This window comes from Burkholderia glumae LMG 2196 = ATCC 33617, assembly GCF_000960995.1.
In the GTDB taxonomy this organism is placed as follows: Bacteria; Pseudomonadota; Gammaproteobacteria; order Burkholderiales; family Burkholderiaceae; genus Burkholderia; species Burkholderia glumae.
In genome coordinates this window covers 2416891-2439691 of sequence record NZ_CP009434.1, presented here as the reverse complement: position 1 = coordinate 2439691, position 22801 = coordinate 2416891, and the positions used below count along the sequence as shown (strand labels likewise).

Annotated in this window: 17 protein-coding genes and 2 pseudogenes; 12 read left to right on the top strand and 7 right to left on the bottom strand. The window is 68.4% G+C overall.

Annotated features, from left to right (window positions below):
- The first annotated feature begins 10 nt into the window (after nt 1-10).
- The 6 genes from KS03_RS10980 to KS03_RS10955 all read left to right on the top strand — a co-directional run bounded on the left by KS03_RS10980 (nt 11) and on the right by KS03_RS10955 (nt 6819).
- Nucleotides 11-1540, top strand: a complete 1530-nt coding sequence (locus KS03_RS10980; RefSeq protein ID WP_012733459.1) for a CoA-acylating methylmalonate-semialdehyde dehydrogenase — start codon at nt 11-13, stop codon at nt 1538-1540.
- A 22-nt stretch (nt 1541-1562) separates the two neighbouring features.
- Nucleotides 1563-2465, top strand: coding sequence for a 3-hydroxyisobutyrate dehydrogenase (gene mmsB, locus KS03_RS10975; RefSeq protein ID WP_012733460.1), 903 nt, complete (start codon nt 1563-1565; stop codon nt 2463-2465).
- Nucleotides 2462-3256 carry an enoyl-CoA hydratase gene (locus KS03_RS10970; RefSeq protein WP_012733461.1) on the top strand — a complete coding sequence of 265 codons (795 nt, stop codon included), beginning with the start codon at nt 2462-2464 and terminating at the stop codon, nt 3254-3256. The genes mmsB and KS03_RS10970 overlap by 4 nt, the downstream gene beginning before the upstream one ends.
- Nucleotides 3253-4446, top strand: a complete 1194-nt coding sequence (locus KS03_RS10965; protein WP_012733462.1) for an enoyl-CoA hydratase/isomerase family protein — start codon at nt 3253-3255, stop codon at nt 4444-4446. Before KS03_RS10970 ends, KS03_RS10965 begins: the two co-directional genes overlap by 4 nt.
- Nucleotides 4447-5595: 1149 nt before the next feature.
- The gene (locus tag KS03_RS10960) at nt 5596-6426 is read left to right on the top strand and encodes a helix-turn-helix transcriptional regulator (RefSeq protein ID WP_012733464.1); all 831 of its coding nucleotides are present in this window, start codon (nt 5596-5598) and stop codon (nt 6424-6426) included.
- Between the two features lie 168 nt (nt 6427-6594).
- On the top strand, nt 6595-6819 hold the full coding sequence (locus KS03_RS10955) for a hypothetical protein (protein ID WP_035981433.1): 225 nt from the start codon (nt 6595-6597) through the stop codon (nt 6817-6819).
- A 412-nt stretch (nt 6820-7231) separates the two neighbouring features.
- Here the strand turns inward: KS03_RS10955 and KS03_RS10950 are convergent, their stop codons facing one another.
- The 4 genes from KS03_RS10950 to KS03_RS10935 all read right to left on the bottom strand — a co-directional run bounded on the left by KS03_RS10950 (nt 7232) and on the right by KS03_RS10935 (nt 13667).
- Nucleotides 7232-8710, bottom strand: coding sequence for an efflux transporter outer membrane subunit (locus tag KS03_RS10950; protein WP_230674341.1), 1479 nt, complete (start codon nt 8708-8710; stop codon nt 7232-7234).
- 113 nt (nt 8711-8823) lie between these two features.
- Nucleotides 8824-11916: an efflux RND transporter permease subunit gene (locus KS03_RS10945; protein WP_045678770.1), complete on the bottom strand. Its 3093-nt coding sequence runs from the start codon at nt 11914-11916 to the stop codon at nt 8824-8826.
- Entirely contained in the window at nt 11913-13052 is a 1140-nt protein-coding gene (locus KS03_RS10940; RefSeq protein ID WP_012733468.1) for an efflux RND transporter periplasmic adaptor subunit, read from the bottom strand. The genes KS03_RS10945 and KS03_RS10940 overlap by 4 nt, the downstream gene beginning before the upstream one ends.
- A gap of 39 nt (nt 13053-13091) precedes the next feature.
- The gene (locus KS03_RS10935; protein ID WP_012733469.1) at nt 13092-13667 is read right to left on the bottom strand and encodes a DMT family transporter; all 576 of its coding nucleotides are present in this window, start codon (nt 13665-13667) and stop codon (nt 13092-13094) included.
- 95 nt (nt 13668-13762) lie between these two features.
- On the opposite strand from KS03_RS10935, the gene KS03_RS10930 reads away from it, so the two are divergent.
- The 6 genes from KS03_RS10930 (at nt 13763) to ribD (ending at nt 20684) form a co-directional block, all read left to right on the top strand.
- Nucleotides 13763-14671: a LysR family transcriptional regulator gene (locus KS03_RS10930; RefSeq protein ID WP_017432861.1), complete on the top strand. Its 909-nt coding sequence runs from the start codon at nt 13763-13765 to the stop codon at nt 14669-14671.
- Nucleotides 14672-15256: 585 nt separating this feature from the next.
- Entirely contained in the window at nt 15257-15994 is a 738-nt protein-coding gene (locus tag KS03_RS10925; RefSeq protein ID WP_012733471.1) for a class I SAM-dependent methyltransferase, read from the top strand.
- Nucleotides 15995-16115: 121 nt separating this feature from the next.
- Nucleotides 16116-16754: a GTP cyclohydrolase II gene (locus KS03_RS10920; protein ID WP_042967738.1), complete on the top strand. Its 639-nt coding sequence runs from the start codon at nt 16116-16118 to the stop codon at nt 16752-16754.
- Nucleotides 16751-18442, top strand: a complete 1692-nt coding sequence (locus KS03_RS10915; RefSeq protein WP_012733473.1) for a WD40 repeat domain-containing protein — start codon at nt 16751-16753, stop codon at nt 18440-18442. Before KS03_RS10920 ends, KS03_RS10915 begins: the two co-directional genes overlap by 4 nt.
- 107 nt (nt 18443-18549) lie before the next feature.
- Entirely contained in the window at nt 18550-19530 is a 981-nt protein-coding gene (locus KS03_RS10910; protein ID WP_012733474.1) for a formylglycine-generating enzyme family protein, read from the top strand.
- A 68-nt stretch (nt 19531-19598) separates the two neighbouring features.
- Complete coding sequence (gene ribD, locus KS03_RS10905; protein WP_039200734.1) at nt 19599-20684, top strand: bifunctional diaminohydroxyphosphoribosylaminopyrimidine deaminase/5-amino-6-(5-phosphoribosylamino)uracil reductase RibD; 1086 nt, start codon at nt 19599-19601, stop codon at nt 20682-20684.
- 55 nt (nt 20685-20739) lie between these two features.
- Here ribD and KS03_RS32020 read toward each other — a convergent pair.
- The 3 genes and pseudogenes from KS03_RS32020 to KS03_RS10900 form a co-directional block, all read right to left on the bottom strand.
- A pseudogene (locus KS03_RS32020) lies at nt 20740-20979 on the bottom strand (IS256 family transposase); the annotation flags it as partial.
- Nucleotides 20976-21132: pseudogene (locus KS03_RS33350) on the bottom strand (transposase); the annotation flags it as partial. The pseudogenes KS03_RS33350 and KS03_RS32020, both read right to left, overlap by 4 nt.
- Nucleotides 21133-21536: 404 nt before the next feature.
- Nucleotides 21537-22741, bottom strand: a protein-coding gene (locus KS03_RS10900) for an IS3-like element ISBugl1 family transposase (RefSeq protein WP_085962364.1) whose coding sequence is annotated in 2 segments (ribosomal slippage) — nt 21537-22426 and nt 22426-22741 — 1206 coding nt in all. Because the reading frame shifts where the segments join, the coding sequence is not laid out codon by codon here.
- Between the last annotated feature and the right edge of the window lie 60 nt (nt 22742-22801).

Genomic DNA, 22801 nt, shown 5'->3' with positions numbered 1-22801 from the left:
GAGCCGAACCATGAATGCAACGCCGATGCCCGGTGCCGGGCAAGCCGTGCCGACCGTCAAGCTGCTGATCGACGGCGAGTTCGTCGAGTCGAGCACGAGCGAGTGGCGCGACGTCGTCAACCCCGCCACGCAGGCGGTGCTCGCGCGCGTGCCGTTCGCCACCGTCGACGAGGTCGACGCGGCCGCCCGCGCCGCGCACGCCGCGTTCGCGAAGTGGAAAACCACCCCGATCGGCACGCGCATGCGCATCATGCTGAAGTACCAGGAGCTGATCCGCGCCAACCAGGCGCGCATCGCCGCGGTGCTGACCGCCGAGCAGGGCAAGACCCTGCCCGACGCCGAGGGCGACATCTTCCGCGGCCTCGAGGTGGTCGAGCATGCCTGCTCGGTCGGCACGCTCCAGCTGGGCGAATTCGCCGAGAACGTGGCTGGCGGCGTCGATACCTACACGCTGCGCCAGCCGCTCGGCGTATGCGCCGGCATCACGCCGTTCAACTTCCCCGCCATGATCCCGCTCTGGATGTTCCCGATGGCGCTGGTCTGCGGCAACACCTTCCTGCTCAAGCCCTCCGAGCAGGACCCGCTCTCCACCATGGAGCTCGTCAAGCTCGCCATCGAGGCCGGCGTGCCCAAGGGCGTGCTCAACGTGGTCCACGGCGGCAAGCAGGTGGTGGACGCGATCTGCACGCATCCGCTCGTCAAGGCCATCTCGTTCGTCGGCTCGACCGCGGTGGGCACCCACGTGTACCGGCTCGGCAGCGAGCACGGCAAGCGCGTGCAGTCGATGATGGGCGCCAAGAACCACGCGGTGGTGCTGCCCGACGCGCACCGCGAGCAGACCCTCAACGCGCTGGCGGGCGCCGGCTTCGGCGCGGCCGGCCAGCGCTGCATGGCCACCTCGGCGGTGGTGCTGGTGGGCGCCGCGCGCGACTGGCTGCCCGATCTGGTGGCCAAGGCGAGGACGCTGAAGGTGAACGCCGGCGTGGAGGCCGGCACCGACGTCGGCCCGCTCGTCTCGAAGGCCGCCAAGGCGCGCGTGCTGTCGCTGATCGAGGAAGGCATCGCGGCCGGCGCGACGCTCGCGCTGGACGGCCGCGAGGTGACGGTGCCCGGCTACGAGCAGGGCAACTTCGTCGGCCCGACCATCTTCACCGACGTCACCCCCGACATGTCGATCTACACGCAGGAGATCTTCGGGCCGGTGCTGGTGGTGCTGACGGCGGCCACGCTCGACGAGGCGATCGCGCTGGTGAACGCGAACCCGTTCGGCAACGGCGTGGGCCTGTTTACGCAGAGCGGCGCGGCGGCGCGCAAGTTCCAGAGCGAGATCGACGTGGGCCAGGTGGGCATCAACATTCCGATCCCGGTGCCGGTGCCGTACTTCAGCTTCACCGGCTCGCGCGGCTCGAAGCTCGGCGACCTGGGCCCCTACGGCAAGCAGGTGGTGCAGTTCTATACCCAGACCAAGACCGTGACGGCGCGCTGGTTCGACGACGCGACCGTCAACGACGGCGTGAACACCACCATCAGCCTGCGCTGAGCCGCGACGAGGACAGGACATCATGAAGATCGGATTCATCGGCCTCGGCCACATGGGTGCGCCGATGGCGCTCAACCTGGTGAAGGCGGGCCACGACGTGCAGGCGTTCGATATGAACGGCGACGCGCTGCGGCGGGTGGCCGACGGCGGCGCCATGCCGGCGCGCACGGCGCGCGAGGCCAGCGCCGATGCCGCGTTCGTGATCACTATGCTGCCGGCCGCGGCCCACGTGCGCGCCGCGCTGACGGCCGCCGACGGCGTGCTGGCGGGCCTCGCGGCCGGCGCGACGGTGATCGATTCGAGCACCATCGATCCGGCCAGCGCGCAGGCGTTCGGCGAGCTGGTGCGCGCCCGCGGCGGCGCGTTCGTGGATGCGCCGGTGTCGGGCGGCACGGGCGGCGCGGCGGCCGGCACGCTGACCTTCATGGTGGGCGGCGCGGCGGCCGATTTCGCGCGGGTCGGCCCGGTGCTGGGCGCGATGGGCAAGAACCTCGTGCATTGCGGCGCGGTGGGGATGGGGCAGGTGGCGAAGATCTGCAACAACCTGGTGCTCGGCATCTCGATGGCGGGCGTGGCCGAATCGATGGCGCTGGGCGCCGCGCTCGGCATCGATCCGAAAGTGCTGGGCGGCATCCTCAGCACCTCCACCGGGCGCTGCTGGAGCGCGGACACCTACAACCCCTACCCGGGCGTGATCGAGACCGCGCCGGCCTCGCGCGGCTACACCGGCGGCTTCGGCACCGACCTGATGCTGAAGGACCTGGGCCTTGCCGGCGACGCCGCGAAGCAGGCGCGCCAGCCGGTCTATCTCGGCGCGCTCGCGCAGCAGCTCTACCAGGCGCTCAGCAGCCGCGGCGACGGCAAGCTCGATTTCTCGGCGGTGATCCGCCTTTATCAGCAACCCGCGAACGAGGAGCCGCGATGATCGAACTGAGCGAACACGACGACGGCGCGATCGCGCTCGTCACCCTGTCCCGGCCGCCCGCCAACGCGTTCCATGCCGACGGCCTCGCCGCGCTCGAACGCACCGTGGCGCAGCTCGACGCCGCGCCGCGCGTGCGCGCGCTGGTGGTGACCGGCGCCGGGCCGAAATTCTTCAGCGGCGGTGCCGATCTCGACACCTTCGCGAGCGGCGACCGTGCCGTGGCGCGCGAGATGGCGGCGCGCTTCGGCGCCGCGTTCGCCAAGCTGCGCGCCGCGCGCTGCGTGACGATCGCCGCGATCAACGGCTATGCGATGGGCGGCGGGCTCGAATGCGCGCTGGCCTGCGACATGCGGATCGCCGAGCGGCATGCGCAGATGGCGCTGCCCGAGCCGTCGGTGGGCCTGCTGCCGTGCGGGCTCGGCACCCAGACACTGCCGGCGCTGGTCGGCGAGGGCTGGGCCAAGCGCATCGTGCTGGCGGGCGAGCGCGTGGACGCCGAGACCGCGCTGCGCATCGGCCTCGTCGAGGAGGTGGTGGACACCGGCGGCGCGCGCGAGGCGGCGCTCGCGCTGGCGCGCCGCGTGGCCGGGCTCGCGCCGCACGCGGTGGAATCGAGCAAGCGGCTGATCGCGCTCGCGCGCAACGGCGTGCCGTTCGAGGCGGCGGTGGCGATCGAGCGCGAGCGCTTCGTGGATCTGTTCGAGACCGGCGAGCCGCGCGAGGGCGTGGCCGCGTTTTTTGGCAAGCGGCGCCCGGACTGGCGCGCCGGCGGCCAGGGAGAGACGCGATGAGCACGCTGCCCGAGGCGTCGGGCGACGCCGCCGTGCCGCCGGCCGGCCAGGCCGGCGCGGCCGCCTCGCAAGCCGGGGCGCCGTCCGGCCCCGAGGTGACGATGCGCGTGGTCAACCGGGTGGCCGTGATCACGCTCGATCGTCCGGCCGCGCTCAATGCGCTCTCGCACGCGATGGTGCGCGAGCTGGCCGTGCTGCTGGAGCGCTGCCGCACCGACGACGAGATCGTCGCCGTGGTGCTGCGCGGCGCCGGCGGCAAGGGCTTCTGCGCGGGCGGCGACGTGCGCGCGCTCTATCACGGGGCGAAGGCCGGCTCGCGCGACTGGCTCGACTTCTTCGTGGACGAGTACCGGCTCGACTACGCGCTGCACACGTTCGCCAAGCCGCTCGTCGCGCTGATGGACGGCATCACGATGGGCGGCGGCATGGGCCTCGCGCAGGGCGCCGCGCTGCGCGTGGCGACCGAGCGCAGCAAGATCGCGATGCCCGAGACGCGCATCGGCTTCGTGCCCGACGTGGGCGCCACGCATTTCCTGTCGGCGCTGCCCGTGGAGCTCGCGCTCTACATCGGGCTGACCGGCGTCACGCTGTCGGGCGCCGACGCGCTGGTGGCGCGGCTCGCCGACCTGTGCGTGCCGGCTGCCTGGCTCGACACCTTCGAGCAGCGGCTCGAGCGCACCGACTGGGCGGCGGGAGACGTACCGGGCGCGCTGCGCGCGCTGTTCGAGCCGCCCTGCAATATCGTCCCGCATGCGATGCTGGACGGCCAGCTGCCCTGGATCGTGCGCCACTTCGACCGGCGCTCGGGGGTCGAGCGCATCGTCGCGACGCTGCGCCAGGACCTGGGCCGCGAGGACAGCAGCCGCGAATACCGGCAATGGCTGCAGGCCACGCTCGACGCGCTGCTCGGCCACTCGCCGACGATGCTGCTGGTCACGCGCGACGCGCTGCTGCGCGGCCGGCAGATGACGCTCGCCGAGTCGTTCCGGATGGAGCTGTCGATCGCCACGCGCGCGATCGAGGACGGCGATTTCATCGAGGGCGTGCGCGCGCATCTGGTCGACAAGGACCGCCGGCCGCGCTGGGCGCCCGCCTCGCTCGCGGAGGTGCGCGGCGAACGCGTGCGGCACTTCCTGTCCTCGCCGTGGAAGCGCGATGCGCATCCGCTCGCCGACCTGGGGCGGGATTGACCGGTAGCCGCCGCGAAGCCGCGGCGGCGGTAAAGCGTTGGCGAACCATGCCGGCATGCAAGGTGCCGGTGCGCGGCAAGACCGCGGCGTTTGCCCGATCGAGCGAGCCGGTTTTGCGCAAACCGGCTGCTGAACCAACCTTGATGCGCAATCGCGAATGGTATCGGCGCGAAGCGTGCCGATTTTTGGCATTACCACGCCGAATACCTGCATTCCGTAAATGCATGTATTCGGCGCCGGCTAAAATCGCACCGAAATACCTCATGAAACCGGTTTGAAACGAGTATCACCCGCTCCGGCAGGCGGGTGATGCTTGCATTTTTCTTTAGCTGGCTCGCCGCGCCCGCGGCGCCGCCGATACGCGCCTTTCCGGCGCCCAGCGGGCGCCGCGCCCGATTTCTTGTTTGCGTGCTTCACGCCATCCGGCATCCCGCCGTGCCGTTTGATCCGACATTTGCCGTTAGCGGCTCCGCAGCGCATCGCGATTGACCCTATTCGACGCCGGTAATTTTCGACGGCAGCAAATCTCCGTTTATTCTTCTGTAGAATTCCGTTTTGTTTCGCCGCGTGGATCATTTGCTGTCACACTTGGTGCATAACGGTATGATTCAGGCGGGCTAGTTTGATTGCAATGTTGCTGTCACCGAAAATCCAGTACATTCTCGCCATGTCGAGTCCTGATACCAACAGGCTCGGTACAGGCGAGCCGCTCCTGTGCCGTTGGATGGGCGGCGCGGCCTGGATCGGTGCCGCATGACAGGACCCAGGATTTTTTTGGGCCGGAGGTTTTGAGAGGAGCCACCGGTGGGAGTGCCGGACCGGCCGCCGAGACGAGCGGCCAGGCGGGCTTCCGGCGCGCCTTGTGAGAGCGGGGCGCGAGCGGGACATGGCAGGACATGGCGGGGCCGGGCGATGGAGCCCGGCGCGTCCCGCATCGATTGCCGCGTGGGTCAGGATCGTTTGCCGTGCGGTCTGACCGGTCAGCGCGGCAGTAGCCGTATTCGGCGCCGGGCGCAAGCCGTCGCGATCGTGGGCACGATCGCCGCGGCCGGCGCAGGGCGCCGGCGTGAGGCGGTCTTCGCCGCGGGTAGGGCGGCGGCCGGCGGTGTCACGCCGGACTCAACAACAACACATTCCGAGGAAAACGACGTGGTCGAGATATTTGGCAAGCTTGGGAAAATCATATCCAGCACCGGTACCGAGCGCTTTACCTCGGATCTGCACGCATTGCTCGTCGGATCCGTGAACGTAGAGTCGACCCGGATCACCGCCTGGTCCGTCAACGAGGTGAAGGGCGAGATCGTCGGTGTCCATCTGCTGGGCGCGTTCGCGTCCCACGATCAGGACATCCGCCCCAATCAGGCACCGCCGCCCGCCGTCCTGAAGGACGAGCTGTACCGCGGCATGGCCGAGGACCCGCTGTCCAAGCGCATCCTGGCCGCCTCCGACACGCAGCTGATCCACATGAACACGGCGCGCCCCGGCGAGGGCGCGTTCGACGCGATCCAGCCGGGCCGGCTCGGCTTCCAGTGTCATCTGGTATCGCGCAAGGCGAACCGCCGCTACGTGATCTCGCTGTACCGGCCCGACCAGGCCTACGACTTCACGCTGCAGGAAATGACGTTCCTCAAGAGCTGCGCGGAGATACTGATGCCGCTCGTCGAGATGCACGCCTCGCACCGCCGCTATGCGATGCCGGGCCGCCCGGCCGCGTCGGCGGACAGCGCGGGCGATTCCAGCACGCGTCACGAGTCGCTGCGCCGCGAGTTCGAGCGCCGGCTGACGAGTGCCTCCGTGGTGCTGTCAGAGCGCGAGATCGAGGTGTGCGTCGGCCTGCTGACCGGCAGCACGTTTCGCGAGATGGCCGACGCGCTCGGCGTCAAGCACAGCACGATCGAGACGTACATCAAGCGGGCAGCGGCGAAGCTCGGCTTCAAGGGGCGCCACGGCCTCGTGAAGTGGGTGCTCGACGAATCGTGAGCGCGGCGGGCCGGACGAGGGCTGCCGCGCGTGCCCCGCGCGGGCTTGCCCGGGCCGGCGCAGGTCGACAGGCACGCCCGGCGGCTCCCGCCGCGGCGCGAGGGCGCCCGGTCCGGCGATCGCGGCCGGGCGCGCAACCCCCATCATCAGGATCAGGAGAGCCGGGCCATGGATCAGCAGGACATGCCGGAGGTGAGCTTGCGCGAGGCGCGCGACATCGTGGCGATGCTCTGGCATCGCGCGGCCCCGGCGGGCGGCGCCAGGCATCGCGGCGGCGTGGTGCGGACCGAAGCCGTGACGGCGCATGAGGTGGCCGCGCCGTGCGCCGTCACGGCCGATGCGCCGGCGGCGAACCGAGAGGAGCCGGCCGGCGTGCTCGACGCGCCGGCCTGACGCCGGCCCGCCGGCCGTCCGCGGTCTCCATGGCCTCGAACGGCAGGGAAGGCGTGACGGACGTAGCTCGGGAGGATGTTGTCGAGACCCGTATCAGACCCGCATCGCTGGTCGGTGCCGGCTTGCGTTGCCGGCACACGCTGCGCAGTGCCTGGCAAGCCCGTTCGGCGTCGATGCGTCCGGACCTGGACCGGCCCGCCAGGCGCCGATTCGCCGGATCGAGAATCGCCGCGAGATATCGCCAGCCTTCGCCGGCCCTGACGCAATATCCGCGGCGCGAAACGCCCGGAGCCCGGCCTGCCCGGTTGACGCCGGACGGTTCGCGATGATCGGCGATCCATGCGTACCCCGCCGCGAACGGGCGCCACCCCGTCACCGTACTCTGCGCGGTGAGCCGGCCGCGGGCCTCGATTCAGCGGCGCTCCGGCGTGGCGGAATCATTTTGCCCCACGTCCGGCGCCGCGCCTTTTTCACTCGCCCCTGCTGGTGGTGCATCGGCTTCGCGCGGCTGATCGCCGTTGTGCTCGATCCAGCCGCCGCCGAGCGCGCGATACAGGTCCACCAGGTTGGTCCAGCGCGCCAGGCGCGCCGAGATCAGCGTGGTCTGCGCGGTGTACAGATCCGTCTGGGCCGTCAGCACCGCCAGGTAGCTGTCCGCGCCGTTGCGGTAACGCAGATCCGACAGCGCGTAGCGGCGCCGTTGCGCCGCTTCGTTGCGCGACAGCGCGGCGATCTGCTGGTCATACGTGCCGCGTGCCGCCAGCCCGTCCGACACTTCCCGGAACGCCGTCTGGATCGCCTTCTCGTAGTTCGCGATCTCGATGCGCTTGCGCACGTGCGCCAGATCCAGGTTCGCGAGGTTCGAACCGCCCTCGAAGATCGGCAGGGCGAGGTTCGGCGCGAACGACCAGGCCGCCGTGCCGGCCTTGAAGAGGCCGCCCAGGGTCGGGCTCGCCGTGCCGAACGCCGCCGTCAGCGAGATCCTCGGAAAGAAGGCGGCGCGGGCCGCCCCGAGGTTCGCATTGGCTGCCAGCAGCGTCTGCTCGGCTTCCATGATGTCCGGGCGGCGCGTCAGCAGATCCGACGGCAGGCCGGCCGGGATGTCGGCCAGCAGGCCCTGCGAATCCAGCGGCAGGCCGGCCGGCAGATCGTCGGGCAGCGGCTGGCCGATCAGCAGCGCCAACGCGTTCAAGGCTTGCGCGCGAGCGCGCGCCTGGGCCTGCTGGTTCGCCAGCGCCTGCTCGACCACCGTCTGTGCCTGGCGCAGGTCCAGTTCCGAGCCGGTGCCGTTGTCGAACTGCAGCTTGGTCAGGTGGTACGAATCCCGGGCCGTCTTCAGCGTGTCCTCGGTGACCTTCAGCAGGTCGTCCGTCGACAGCAGCGTCAGGTACTGGTCCGCCACCTGCGAGATCAGCGAGATTTCCGCCGCCTTGCGCGCCTGGGCCGTCGACAGGTACTGCGCCAGGGCCGCGTCCTTCAGGCTCCGGACCCGGCCGAACAGGTCCAGCTCCCACGAGGCCGACGCGCCGACGTTGTAGGTTCGCGTCATGTCCGCCGCCCCGGTGGTCGACACGCCGGCCGGCAGCCGCTGGATGTTGCCGGTGCCGCTGCCATCCAGGCTCGGCAACAGCCCCGCCCGCGTGATCCGGTATTGCGCGCGCGCCGCCTCGATGTTGAGCACCGCGACACGCAGATCGCGGTTGTGCTTCAGCGCGATCTCGATCAGCGCCTGCAGGCGCTGATCGGCGAAGAAGTCGCGCCAGCCGAGGTCGGCGGCGGCCCGGCCATCGGCGCTGTGCGCGGCGTCCGCGCCCGGCTGCGTCGCGTAGACGCCGTCGGACGGGAAGCGGTCCGACACGGGGGCGGCGGGCCGCTGGTAATGCGGCGCCATCGTGCAGGCGGCGAGCAGCAGGGCCGCCGCGCCGGCCGGCACGGACCGCTTCAGGGTGGGCGCGGGAACGGAGCAGCGGACGAATAGGCGAGCGAAGGCGGACACGAGGCGTCTCAATGCTGGGTGGCGAGCAGGCGCTCGCGCTCGGATGCGCGCGCGGCACCGTGATTGCGCGCGAGGAAGGTGTAGACGGTGGGGAGCACGAACAGCGTGAACAGCGTGCCGACCAGCATCCCGGTGGAGACGGTGATGCCGATTGCGAAGCGGCTCGCCGCGCCGGCGCCGCTGGCGAACACCAGGGGCACCAGGCCGGCCACCATCGCCGCGGTGGTCATCAGGATCGGGCGCAGGCGCACCGCGGCGGCCCGCTCGATCGCGGCGAGCCGGTCCAGCCCTTCGTCGCGCTGGAGATCGTTGGCGAAGCTGACCATCAGGATGCCGTGCTTGGTGATCAGGCCGATCAGCGTGACCAGGCCGATCTGCGTGTAGATGTTCAGCGTGGCATAACCGAGGTAGAGCGGCACCAGCGCGCCGCATACCGACAGCGGCACCGACACCAGGATCACCAGCGGATCGCGCAGGCTCTCGAACTGCGCGGCCAGCACCAGGAAGATCACGATCAGCGCGAACACGAAGGTGACGGTCAGGCGATTGCCTTCCTGCACGTACTGCCGCGATTCGCCCAGCCAGTCGATCGAATAACCGTGCGGCAGCGACTGCGCGGCCAGGAAGTCGACCGCCTGGCCCATCGTCACGCCGGCCGCCGGCACGGCCGACAGCGTGACCGCGTTCATCTGGTTGAACTGGTTCAGCATGTTGGCCTGGTTGCCGGTGGTGACGCGCACCACCGTCGAGAGCGGGATCATCGCGCCGCTGCGGGTCTTCACGTAGTAGCGCGCCAGCGTCTCGGGCGTGAGCCGCTCGCCGCGCGCGACCTGCGGAATCACGTCGTAGGAGCGGCCCTTGAAGTTGAAGCGGTTCACATAGTTCTCGCCCACCAGCACGGCCAGCGTGTCGGCAATGTCCCGCATGGTGACGCCGAGCGCGTTGGCCTGGCTGTGGTCGATCGTCAGCCTGACGGCGCGGCTGTCGAAGCTGAGGTCGCTGTCGACGGTCGAGAACAGCCCGCTCTTGCCGGCGGTGGCCTTGAGCTTTTCCACCGTCTTGTAGAGCTGGGAATAGTCGGCCGGCGCGCGCACCACCATCTGCACCGGCAGCCCGCCGCTGGAAGCCGGCAACGAGGGCAGCAGGAAGGTGAAGATCTGCTCGCCCTCGATCGCGTTCGCGCCGTTCTGCACGATGCCCTGCAACTGCGCGGCGCTGCGCTGGCGCTTGGACCAGTCCACCAGGTTGACGCCGGCGAAGCCCAGGTTGCTGCCGTTGTAGCCGTTCAGGATGAAGCTGGTATCGGCTTCGGGGAAGGCGCGAAAGGCGCGCTCGAGCTCGGGCGCGTAGCGCTCCATGTAGTCGAGGTTGGCGTACTTCGGCGCCTTCATGACGGCCATGATCGAGCCCTGGTCCTCGGGCGGCGCGAGCTCGCGCTTGACGCCCGAGAACAGCAGCACGATGCCGGCCAGCACCCCCAGGCCGACCAGCAGCACCAGCGGCCCCGCGCCGAGGCTGGCGCGCAGGCCGCGCCGGTACCAGCCGGTCAGGCGCGCCATCACCTGCTCGATGCGCTTGACGATGCGCCCTTCGGAGAGCTGCGCGGTCAGCAGCAGCGAGCCCAGCATCGGCGAGAGCGTCAGCGCGATCACGCCCGACACGAACACCGAACCGGCCAGCGTGAAGGCGAACTCCTTGAACAGCGAGCCGGTCAGCCCGCCCATCAGGCCGATCGGCGCATAGACCGCCACCAGGGTGCCGGTCATCACGATCACCGGCATCACGATCTCGCGGGTGCCGATCAGCGCGGCGCGCACCGGCGGCTCGCCCGCCTCGATATGGCGGTGGATGTTCTCGACCACCACGATCGCGTCGTCCACCACCAGGCCGATCGCCAGCACCATCGCCAGCAGGGTCAGGATGTTCAGCGAGAAGCCGAACAGCAGCATCAGCAAGGCGGTGCCGACCAGCGACAGCGGGATCGTGAGGATCGGGATCAGCACCGCGCGGAAGCTGCCGAGGAACAGGAAGATCACCACCACCACGATCAGCACCGTCTCGGCCAGCGTGGCGCGCACCTCGTCGATCGAGGCGTGGATGAAGCGGGCGACGTCGAAGCCGTCGGCGATGGTCAGGCCGGCCGGCTTGTTGCGCTCCATCGCGGGCAGCAGCGCGTCGATGCCTCGCACGATTTCCAGCGGGTTGCCCGAGGGCGTCGCGTTGACGGCGATGTAGACCGCGCGCCGGCCGTTCATCAGCGCGCTGGAGTCGTAGTTCTGGCCGCCGATCTCGACGGTGGCCACGTCGCGCAGCCGAACCAGGCTGTAGCCGTTGTCGGCCGCGCGCACCACCAGGTTGCCGAACGCGCGGGCGTCCTGCAGGTCGGTGTCGGCGCTGATGTCGGCCAGCGTCAGCGAGCCCTTGATCTGGCCCGGCGCGGCCTGCACGTTGTTGGCCTTCAGCGCGGCCGCGACGTCGCCGGCCGACAGGCCGTGCGCGGCGAGCCGGTCGGCATCGAGCCAGACGCGCATCGCGAGGTTCTGGCCGCTCAGGATGTCGGCCGAGGCCACGCCCGGCACGGTGGTCACCAGCGGCTGCGCCACGCGCACGATGTAGTCGGTGATCTCCGGGATCGACAGCGTGTCGCTCGCGAAACCGAGGTACATCACCGCGGTCGGCGCGTCGGTCAGCTTGGTGATGATCGAGTCGTAGGCGTCGGCGGGCAGCTTGTACTTGACCTCCTGCACCTTGGCCATGATTTCCGTCATGGCGAGATTCGAGTCGGCGTTCAGGCGCAGGCGCGCCTTGATCACGCTCTTGCCCTGGGTGGTGCTCGAGCTCAGGTAGTCGATGCCGTCGGCGGTCGCGATCGATTGCGCGATCGGGGTGGTCACGAAGCCCTGCATCAGCGCCTGCGAGGCGCCCGGGTAGTCGGTCTCGACGCTGATGGTGGCGCTCTCCAGCGTCGGGTACTGGCGGATCGGCAGGGACATCAGCGCGCGCAGGCCGACCAGCAGGATCAGCATGCTGACCACCAGGGCCAGCACCGGGCGGCGGATGAAGAGGTCGGTGAAGGCCGGCTGCGAGCGGTGGGTGTTCATTGCGCCGTCTCCGCTGCGACGTCGCGGGAGCCCGCCGCCAGGCTGGCCTGGTCGCCGTCGTGCCGGTCGTAGGCGATCTTCACGCGCGCGCCGGGCGCGACGCGCACCTGGCCCGCCGTCAGCACCACCTCGCCGGCGCGCAGCCCCTCGAGCACCTCGATGCGCCCGCCGCCGGCGATCCCGGTGCGCACCTTGCGGAGCGCGACGGTGCCGATGCCCTGCGCGTTCGGTTTCTCGACCACCGCGACCATATCGCCGTCCTGGGAGCTCTGCACGGCCGTGTCGGGCACGCTCAGCACGTCGGGCCGCGACGGCAGATCCAGGGTGACATGCGCGTACATGCCGGGCCGCAGCGGATGGCCGCGGTTGTCCAGGGTGGCCTGCACCGTCACGTTGCGGGTGGCGTCGCCCACGCGCGGCTCGATGGTCGTGACCTTGCCGACGAAATCGCGGCCCGGATAGGCATCGGTGGCCAGATGCACGGCCTGGCCGACGCGCAGCTGCCCCACGTATTTCTGCGGCAGGGTGAAGTTCGCGTAAAGGGTGTCGAGGTCGGTGAGCGTGGCGATCGCCTCGCCGGCGTTCAGGTACTGCCCGAGATTGACCTGGCGGATCCCGATCTCGCCGGCGAACGGCGCGCGTACCAGCTTCTGGCGGATCACCGCCTCGACCTGGCGTGCGTCGGCGCTGGCCGATCGATAGTCGAACTGGTGCTGGTCGAACACGCTGCGCGGCTCCGCGCCGACCGGCGCGAGCGTCTGCGAGCGCGCCAGCTGGCTCTTCGCGAATACCGCCTTGGCCTGCAGGCTGGCGAGCTGGGCACGCTCCGGATCGTCGTAGAGCTGCACCAGCGGCTCGCCCTGGCGGACCTGGCTGCCGGGCGTGAAGTGGATCGCGGTGACGCGGCCCGCCACCTCGGGCGCGATCATCACCTGGCGCACCGCCAGCAGGGTGCCGACCGCGTCGAGCGTGGAGGGCGCGGTGCCCACGCGCACCTTGCTGGCCGTCACGCTCATCGGGGGGGAAGGGGGCGGCGCCTCGTTGGCGACCGCCTCGCGGCGGCCGTGCCACAGGAACAGGCCGCCGAACACCACCGCCATGGCGGTGCCGACAAGAATCAGTTGTGACGATTTCATGGGTGTCTCGAGTACGCGGAAATCGGCCCGCAGGCCGGATCAGGTGTGGGGATGCGCGTTCGGCTCGATCTCGCGGGCGGCGTGGGGGCCGGCCTCGGCGCTGGGGCGGGCGCCTGCGCCGGCTTGGCCGGCGGCCGGCCGCGTCGCCGGCGTGAACCATTGCACCAGCAGCATGCCCGCGAGGATCAGCAGCACGCCGGCCACCCGTCCGGGATTGGCGGGCTTCACGGGCAGCCCCATCAGCCCGTAGTTGTCGATCAGCAGCGAGGTCAGCATCTGGCCGGCGATCACGCTGACGATGAAGCTGGTCGCGCCCAGGCGCGGCGTCAGCACCAGGGCCGAGGTGATGTAGATCACGCCGGCGACGCCGCCGAACCAGATCCACACCGGCAGTTGCGCCGCGCGGCCGAGCAGCGGCGCCTGCGCGTGGAACACGAACAGCGCCGGCAGCACGCACAGCAGGCTGACCAGCAGGGAGGCGACGGTGGCCCACAGCGGATGGCCGAGCGCGCGGCCCAGCGCGGCGTTGCTGCCGGCCTGCAGTGGCACCAGGGCGCCCGCCACCAGGGCGGCGCCGGCGAGGGTGGCGGTCGAGAGCGAAAGAGAGGTTGGCATCGTTCGTCCATCACGCAGTGGTTGTGTTCGGGCCGATTCTCTTATATTAGCTATCTGAATTAAAATTCTTAGTAATCATCCTGGCAATTCAAATCATGAATAATCTGAAGCGGATCGACCTCAACCTGCTGGTGACCCTGCAGGCCCTGATGACGGAGAAGCACATCTCTCGCACCGCCATGCGCCTGCACAAGAGCCAGCCGGCGATCAGCCATGCGCTGGCGCATCTGCGCGACATCTTCAACGACCCGCTGCTGGTGAGGCGCGGCGGGGGGCTGGAGCTGACCTCGCGCGCCAGCGAACTGATGCAGCCGCTGTCGGACGCGCTGGACCAGCTCAGCGCGCTGCTCGAGCCGCCCGAGTTCGATCCCTCGCAGGCGCAGCGCGTGTTTCGCGTGTCGATGTCCGATTACGGCGCGCGCATCGTGCTGCCCAAGCTGGTGCGCATGCTGCGCGCGAACGCGCCGGGCATCGAGCTGGTGGTCAGCCAGGCCAATCGCGAGGCGATGCGCATGCAGGTGATGGACGGCGAGGTCGACCTCGCGCTCGGCGTGTTCCCGCCGCCGTCCCCCGAGCTGCACACCGAGACGCTGTTCGTCGAGACCTTCGCCTGCCTGGCCGACGCGGCCAGCATGCCGGCCTCGCGCATGCTCGACCTGGAGGCCTGGCTGGCGCGCCCGCATGCGCTGGTGGCGATGCGCGCCGGCACCGACAACGAGATCGACCGCGCGCTCGGCGCGCAATTGCGCGCCGAGCGCCGCATCGCGGTGATCCTGCCGCACTGGGGCGTGGCCAACGAGTTGGTCGTCGATACCGACCTGGTGCTGACGGTGGCGCGGCGCAACCTCGACGCGGTGCGCGACGACGCACGGCTGTGCGTATTCGATCCGCCGTTTCCGGTCGAATCCTTCGAGTTTCAGCAAATGTGGCATCAGCGCCGGCAGGGCGACCCCGCGCACAGCTGGCTGCGCCAGATGATCGCGCGGGTGGTGCGCGACCGCTGATTCCCGCCCGCCGCTGCGGGCGGGCTTTCCCTTCGCTTTTCCACCGCGGCCGCTTTCCCGGGCCGTATTGAATAGCCGGCCCCGTGCGAGGTAATTGCACGGGGCTTTGCCATTTCTAATTATTTCTGATCTTGAATTGGATATTTGCGGGCCATGCTTTTTGTTATGCATTTCGCATGAAGACGCAAGCGTCGTGAGTTGATGTCGGGAGTGGGTGGATTGCAATGCGGCTATCCGGCATCTCACGCCGATGCCGGTGCGAACCCCCGGATTCGATTGGGGAAATCCGCGTCGTGAATAGTGAAAGTATGGCTGGCTATGAAAATTCTCGAAATGAATGGCGGCAATTCATTCAAAGAATTTCAAGGGTGCAATTCACGTGGATATAATCCGCTTCCATTGGATGAAATAATTAAAATTCCAGCCCATTCCGAGGGAACATAGTGGCATTTTGTTATGAATATTCATGGCGAACTTGCTGAATCATGAATCTGCTAGATAAAGGAGGAGGCGAATATCGATAGTTCTGGATAAGCAGCCGATTGGCCCATCGATAGTGATTCCGTTGATATTGAAAGGTTACGAATGAGTACGACAGCTCGATACGATTCGATTGGCGGATTGTTTGAGGATTTCACGCAATCCGCCGCGCAGCGGGCCATCGAGGTCCGCACGATTTTCCACATGATTGGTGACGTTTCCGGCAAGTCGGTGCTGGATCTGGCTTGCGGATTCGGTTTTTTCGGGCGTGAAATCTATCGGCGCGGCGCGGCCAAGGTGGTCGGCGTGGATATCTCCGAGAAGATGATCGAGCTGGCCCGTGAGGAGTCGCGCAAATACGGCGATCCGCTCGAATTCCACGTGCGCGACGTGGCCAACATGGAGCCGCTCGGGCAATTCGACCTGGTCAATGCCGCCTGGCTCTTCAATTACGCGGATTCGGTCGAGAATCTGCGCAAGATGTTCAAGGTGGTGCGCGCGAGCCTGAAGCCGGACGGCAAGCTGGTGGCCTATACCGTCGACCCGGATTTTTCGCTGGCCAAGGGCAATTTCGCGAAATACGGCGTGAACGTGCTCAACGAGCGCGCCTGGGGGCCGGGCTATCGCCACGATGCCGAGTTCGTGACCGATCCGCCCAGCCAGTTCAGCTTCTACCGCTGGAGCCGCGCGGATTACGAAAGCGCGATCGCCGATGCGGGTTTCAGCCACTTCGAATGGCAAAAGCCGCTGCTCGAGGCCGACGACATCGCCACCCATCCGCCCGGCTTCTGGGACGTGTTCCAGAACAACTGCCTGCAGACCGGCCTGGTCTGCAAGCCTTGATATGCCAGGGGCGGTTCGATCCGCCCCATTCGTCCAGACTCTGCGCAAATCGCCAGGGCATACCAGCCCGTTAGCGTGTCTATCGATGCGCGCGTATCTCCCGAACCTGAGAGGCCGAGCCATGAATCAATCCGATGATCATTCCGGTGTGAGCATCCGCACACGCATCAAGGTGCCGATTCGTCCGCGTTCGAGCGCGACGGCATTTGAAACCGAGATGGTGACCTTCAACGGTCTTTGCGACAGCGCCGAACATATCGCGCTGGTGTTCGGCAAGATCGGCGAGGCGCCGCTGGTGCGCCTGCATTCCGAGTGCCTGACGGGCGACGTGTTCGGCTCCGCGCGCTGCGACTGCGGCGAGCAGCTCGACGAGTCGATCGCGCTGTTCGGCGAGCGCGGCGGCATCCTGCTCTACCTGCGCCAGGAAGGGCGCGGCATCGGGCTCTACAACAAGCTCGACGCCTATCGCCTGCAGATCTCGCAGGGACTCGACACCTTCGCTGCCAATCGCGCGCTCAACTTCCCCGACGACCTGCGCGACTTCCGCGTGGCGGCCCAGATGCTCAAGGCGCTCGGCGTCGGCGAGGTCTCGCTGGTCACCAACAACCCCGACAAGACCGCGCAACTGACCCGTCACGGCATCAAGGTGCGCCAGGTGAAGTCGACCGGCGTGTTCGCCAACAGCGTCAACTTTGGTTATCTGCATGCGAAGGCGACCCAGCACCGGCATGCCATCAAGCTCAACGGAGAAATGCAATGATTGCCCATCGCAGCCCGATCAGCGGCATCGCCGCTCACCGCGACCAGTACGTGCTGACGGCCGGCTACGACAATCAGGTGATCCTGTGGGACGCGAAGACGCAACAGCCGCTGGCGCGCGCGATGCACGATCATCTCGCCAACCAGGGCGCGTTCTCGCCGAACGGCGACTACGTGGTGACTTCCTCGTCCGACTACACCGCGCGTCTCTGGACCGTGCCGAACCTGCGCCTGGTCGCGGTGTTCGCCGACCAGGAGGACGACGTCGAGATGAGCGTGTTCCATCCGTCCAAGCCGCTGGTGGCCACCGCTTCACGGGACCATCGCGTGCGCGTCTATGACTTCTCCGGCCGGCTGGTGCAGACCTTCGAGGGGCACACGGCCGACGTGATCTCGGTCGAGTGGATGAGCGATGCCGACGAGCTGGTCTCCTCGAGCGACGACGGCACCATCAAGCGCTGGTCACTTGCCACCGGCGGCCTGGTCGGCGACATCGACCTGAACGGCATCGAAACCGACACCATCGTGATCGCCCCGGACAGCCGCATCTTCGCCGGCAACGACGAAGGCGAGATCATCATGATCGACGGCGATCGGCGCACCACCCTCAAGGCGCACGACGCCGGCGTGAAGCGGCTGGTGCTGGACGGCCGGCGCGGCCTGCTGGTGTCGCTCTCCTACGACCGCACCATGCGGCTGTGGAAGGTCGGCGAGGGCGTGCCCGAGGCCAGCGGCAGCACGCAGTTGCCGCCCGAGGTATGGCCGCGTTCCTGCTCGTTCGAGGGCGACGACCACATCGTGTTCTCGACCTTCCATTCCACCTACCGCCGCTACAACTGGAAGCTCTCGCGCTGGGACACCAGAGAGATCGCGCCGACCCACGGTGCCAACGCGGCGATCGCGATCGACGGCAAGGTCTGGACCGTCGGCGATGCTGGCGTGGTGCGCGTGGACGGCGTGGAGCATGCGAACACGCACAGCCTCTGCAACTTCCTCACGGTGGCGGGCGACGTGGTGCTCACCGGCGGCCAGCTCGGCAAGGTGTTCGATGCGCGCAACGGGCGCGAGCTCTACCAGCATCGCTCGCCGCTCAACTGCGCGGCCAGCTTCGAGCACGAGGGCGTGACGCATGCGATCGTCGGCGCCTATACCGGCGAGGGCATCGTGCTGCGCATCGAGGGCGACAAGGTGCGCCACGTGCGCGACCTGCCGCTGCATCCGAATGCGGTGAAGGGCGTGGCGCGCTCGGGCGACCTGCTGTTCTCGGTGGCGGCCGATGCCTCGGCCACCTGGGTGCGCTGCTCGACGCTGGAGATCGTCGCCACGCTGCCCGATGCGCACGACAAGATCGCCAACGGCTGCGCCGGTCTCGGCGAGGGCTACTTCGCCTCGATCAGCCGCGATCTCAAGCTGCGGATCTGGTCGCCCGACCAGCAGGTCGAATCGATCGACACGCCGCATACGCATTCGATCAAGTGCGTGAGTGCGAGCGGCGATGGCCGTTACATCGCCACCGGCAGCTACTACGGGCGCGTGGCGATCTACGACCGCGTCGAGCGGCGCTGGAGCTTCGATGCGCGCGTGAGCACGGCGGGCGTGTCCTCGCTGAGCTTCGATCCGCTGTCGGGGCATTTCCTCGCCAGCTCCTACGACGGCCAGGTTTACCGCGTGCCGGCGATCCCGCGCTGAAGCCGGTCCGGCCGGCGGCTGCCGGCCGGACTTTCGTTCAAGCGCGCGACGGCTGACGCGCTGCGCGCGATTTGCCCATCCGATCCTGCAATCGACTGCTACCGATCATGACCATCAAGTTGGCTGACAATCCGAACCGCCTCACCGATCGCGAGGCAATGGGCCTGCCCGAAACCTTCGTCGCGCGCACGCCGGTCGCGCTGCTGGCCGGCCACGAGGACCTGCTCGGCGCCGGCGCGCCGTGCCTGGTCGAAATCGCCGAGGATCCCGCCCAGCCGTTCGCGCGCCGTCACGCGGCGGGCGCCTTGCTCGGCCTGCTTGGCGACCCCCGCATTCGTCCGTTCGAGCCGGCGATGCGACGCATCGAGGCGGCGCGGGCGCGGATCGGTCTCGATCCGGCCGCGCTCGGGCGCGTGCTGGCCGAGTGGGAGCGGGTCGGCGTGATCGAGCCGTGGATCGCGAAGGAATGCCCGGCGCATACCGTCGAGCTGGCGGCCTATGCGCTGATGCGCTATCCGGTCAGCAACCTCGAATACCGCCTGTTCCTCGAGGACACCGGCTCGACCGAGCTGCCCAGTTCCTGGGCCTTCGGCGTCTATCCGGCCGAGCGTTCGAATCATCCGGTGTGGTCGGTATCGGCCGAGGCGGCCGACCACTATGCGCGCTGGCTCGCGCAGAAGACCGGGCGCGCGTTCCGGCTGCCGAGCGAGGCCGAATGGGAATACGCGGCGGCCGGCGGCGCGGCGCGCGAATATCCCTGGGGCGACGCGTTCGATCCTGCCGCCGCGAACACGGTCGAGGCGGGCCCGCTGAGCACCACGCCGGTCGGCATCTTTCCGGCCGGCCGCAGCGTGTTCGGCATCGACGACATGGGCGGCAATGTCGAGGAATACGTCGCCGACGACTATCGTGCCTATCCCGGCGGCAACGCGATCGACGACGATCTCGCCGTGACCCAGGGCGCCTATCGCGTCGCGCGAGGCGGCAGCTTCACGCGCTTCGGCGACCTGGCGCGCTGCGCGCGCCGCCACGGGCGCTACCAGCGCGACATCTACGCGATGGGCTTCCGGCTCGCGGAGACGCTCTGATGAACGGGGCGCTGCGCAGTATCGAGGTGCACGACGAGGCATCGCGCGACGCGCTCGATCGCGCCTGGATGGCGAAGGCGCTGGAGTTGGCGGCGCGGGGGCTTTATACGACCACGCCGAATCCGCGGGTCGGCTGCGTGATCGTCAAGCACGGGATGCTGATCGGCGAGGGCTACACGCAGCCGGCCGGCCACGATCATGCCGAGGTGCGCGCGATGAAGGATGCGCGTTCGCGCGGCCACGAACTGCGCGGCGCGACCGCCTACGTGACGCTCGAACCGTGCAGCCATTACGGCCGCACGCCGCCCTGCGCGAAGGGGCTGGTCGAGGCGGGCATCGCCACCGTGGTGGCGGCGATGGAGGACCCGAACCCGCAGGTGTCGGGGCGCGGTTACGCGATGCTGCGCGAGGCCGGCATCGAGGTGCGCGGCGGCGTGCTGGAGGATGAGGCGCGCGAGCTCAATATCGGGTTCGTGTCGCGCATGACGCGCGCTCGGCCCTGGGTGCGCATGAAGATGGCCGCCTCGCTCGACGGCCGCAGCGCGCTGCCCGACGGCGCGAGCCAGTGGATCACCGGCTCGGCCGCACGCGCCGACGGCCATGCCTGGCGCGCGCGGGCCTGCTCGATCCTGACTGGCATCGGCACCGTGCGCCGCGACGATCCGCAGCTGAACGTGCGCGGCATCGACACGCCGCGCCAGCCGCGGCGCGTGTTGATCGATGCTCGGCTCGACCTGCCTCACGAGGCGCGGCTGATGGCCGGCCCGCCGCCGCTGGTGTTTTGCGGCGAACTCGACGCATCGGCGCGGGCGCGTGCCGATGCGCTGCGCGCGCGAGGCGCCGAGGTGGTGTCGCTGGCCAGCGCACGCGGCTCGGTCGACCTGGCCGCCGTGCTGGCGGAATTGGGCGGGCGCGGCGACAACGAACTGCACGTGGAAGCGGGGCGCACGCTGAGCGGCGCGCTGCTGCGCGCGGGGCTGGTGGACGAGTTGCTGGTCTATGTCGCGCCGAGCCTGCTGGGCGCCGATGCGGCGGCGATGTTCGAGCTCAGCGCGCCGATCTCGCTGGAGTCGCGCGTGAAGCTGCGCTTTCACGAAGTCGAGCGGGTAGGCGAGGACCTGCGGATCCTGGCGCGGTTCGAGGGCGCGCCCTGAGGCGAGGGCGAGGTGGAACCTATCCGCATCGTGGTGGGCGAGGGGGAACCACCGGTTATCCGCGCGCCTGCGTAAGGTCCGCACCGGGCAGGGTAGCAAGCGGATGCATCGCTGATTTTCAGGCGAAGGCGGCCCGCACGGTCTTGGCCAGCCCGTTGCGCAGCGCGCGCCAGAGCGGTTTGACCGCGGCCTCGTCATTTGGAAAGCGGCTGCGCGTCTTGATCAGCGTGCGCGAGTGCCTATTCAGGCTCTCCATGGGGCGCGCGGTGTGCACGATCCGTCGAAGCTTCGGAGGCCCAGCATGTCGTGCTGGCCGTCGGCCTGGATGCCCAGGACAGATAGACGGCCTGGTTGCTGACCACGCCGTCGTGGCGGACTCGACCCACAGCGCGTCGAAGCACACTACCGGATACATTGGATCGAGCGGAGGGCTCTGCCAGCAGCGCACTGCTCGCGCTCTTACGACTTCCCGGCCGAACACTGGCTGAGCGAAACGGCCGGGCAGACTGGAGGAAGATCCGCGGCTCGGACAAGAACGAACCGCTGCTGAAAGGCATCCCCTTCAAAGACGGCACTCCCGTAATCAGCAGCGCACCGCCCGATCATGCCGCCCGGCCCGCGTACACCAGTCCTGACGATGGCTCCTGGCAGCGATGCTAACCCGCGTTTGCCTCCCCAGGCCGGCACCCGCCTCACTGCGGGTCATGCTGTCTTATCACACGGTCCAGATTTGCGCGACCACCTCTCTCCTCGCGGAAAGCTTATACCTTTCGGCTTCGTAAATTTCATTTCCGTCTCGGCGTTAATCGGCATCGGTGGAGTTGCCCCCGTAACTCAGGACACGGCACCCACTTAGGTTGCTGAATCCGTCGAACGTCGAAACTCGCGAGGCGAGCGGTACTTCAACGCGCTATGGGGATGCTTTTCGTTGTAGTGCTCGAATGCGATGGCCAGATTCCTGGCCGCGGTCGCTGCGTCCGGCTTCGGCATGATAGCGACGTAATCGCGCTTCATGGTCTTCACGAAGCTTTCCGCCATGCCGTTGCTCTGCGGGCTGCACACCGGCGTGGTCAACGGCTTCAGGCCGAGCAGCGCCGCAAACTGACGCGTCTCCTCGGCCGTATAGCCCGAGCCGTTGTCGCTCAGCCACTCGATTTCGGACTCGGTATGCAGCACATCCCCAAATCGGCTTTCCACCGCAGCCAGCATCACGTCGCGCACGATGTCGCCGCTATGGCCGGCCGTCGTGGCCGCCCAGCTCATCGCTTCGCGGTCGCAGCAGTCGAGCGCGAACGTCACGCGCAACGGCTCGCCGTTGTCGCAGCGAAACTCGAAGCCGTCGGAACACCAGCGCTGATTGCTGCGCTCCACCGCAACCTTGCCATCGTGACGGCGCTGCGGCCGAACCGGTGCCGCTCTGCGTTGCATCAGCAGGCCATGCGTGCGCATTACGCGGTAAATGCGCTTGGCGTTCAGCGGTGCCTGTCCCGCCGCGATACGCTCGCGGCGCAACGTCCCCCATACGCGTCGATATCCGTAGCTGGGCAAGTCGCTGATAACCCGCTCAATAGCCTCGACCACCGGTGCATCGTGGGTCGATCTGGGCTGCCGCCCGTCGCGCCAAGTCGCCTCGCGCGACCTGCGTGCCGATACGTTCGAGCGCGACACGCCGAGGACTTCGCAGACCAGTTTCACTGGCTGTCCTCCGGCAACGATGGCGAGTGCGCTATCCATTTTTTTGCCCGGCCGTATTCGACAGCCTCGCGAAGAATCTCGTTCTCCATCGTCTTCTTGCCGAGCATGCGCTGCAGCTCGCGAATCTGTTTGAGCGCGTCGGCCAACTCCGAGGCCGGAACCACTTCCTCGCCAGCCTTGACCGCCGACAGGCTTCCATCCTGGTACAGCTTGCGCCAGTGAAAGAGCTGGTTCGGATTCACGCCGTGCTGGCGCGCTACCATCGAAACCGATTTCCCCGGCTCGAAACTCTCGCGAACCATCGCCAGCTTTTGCTCTGCCGTCCAGCGCCGCCGACGCTCCGGGCCCGTCAACACGTCCATCACTTCCTGCCTGGTGTGAGTCAAAAACACGGTCTTATACCTACCCGTTATTGTAAGTGG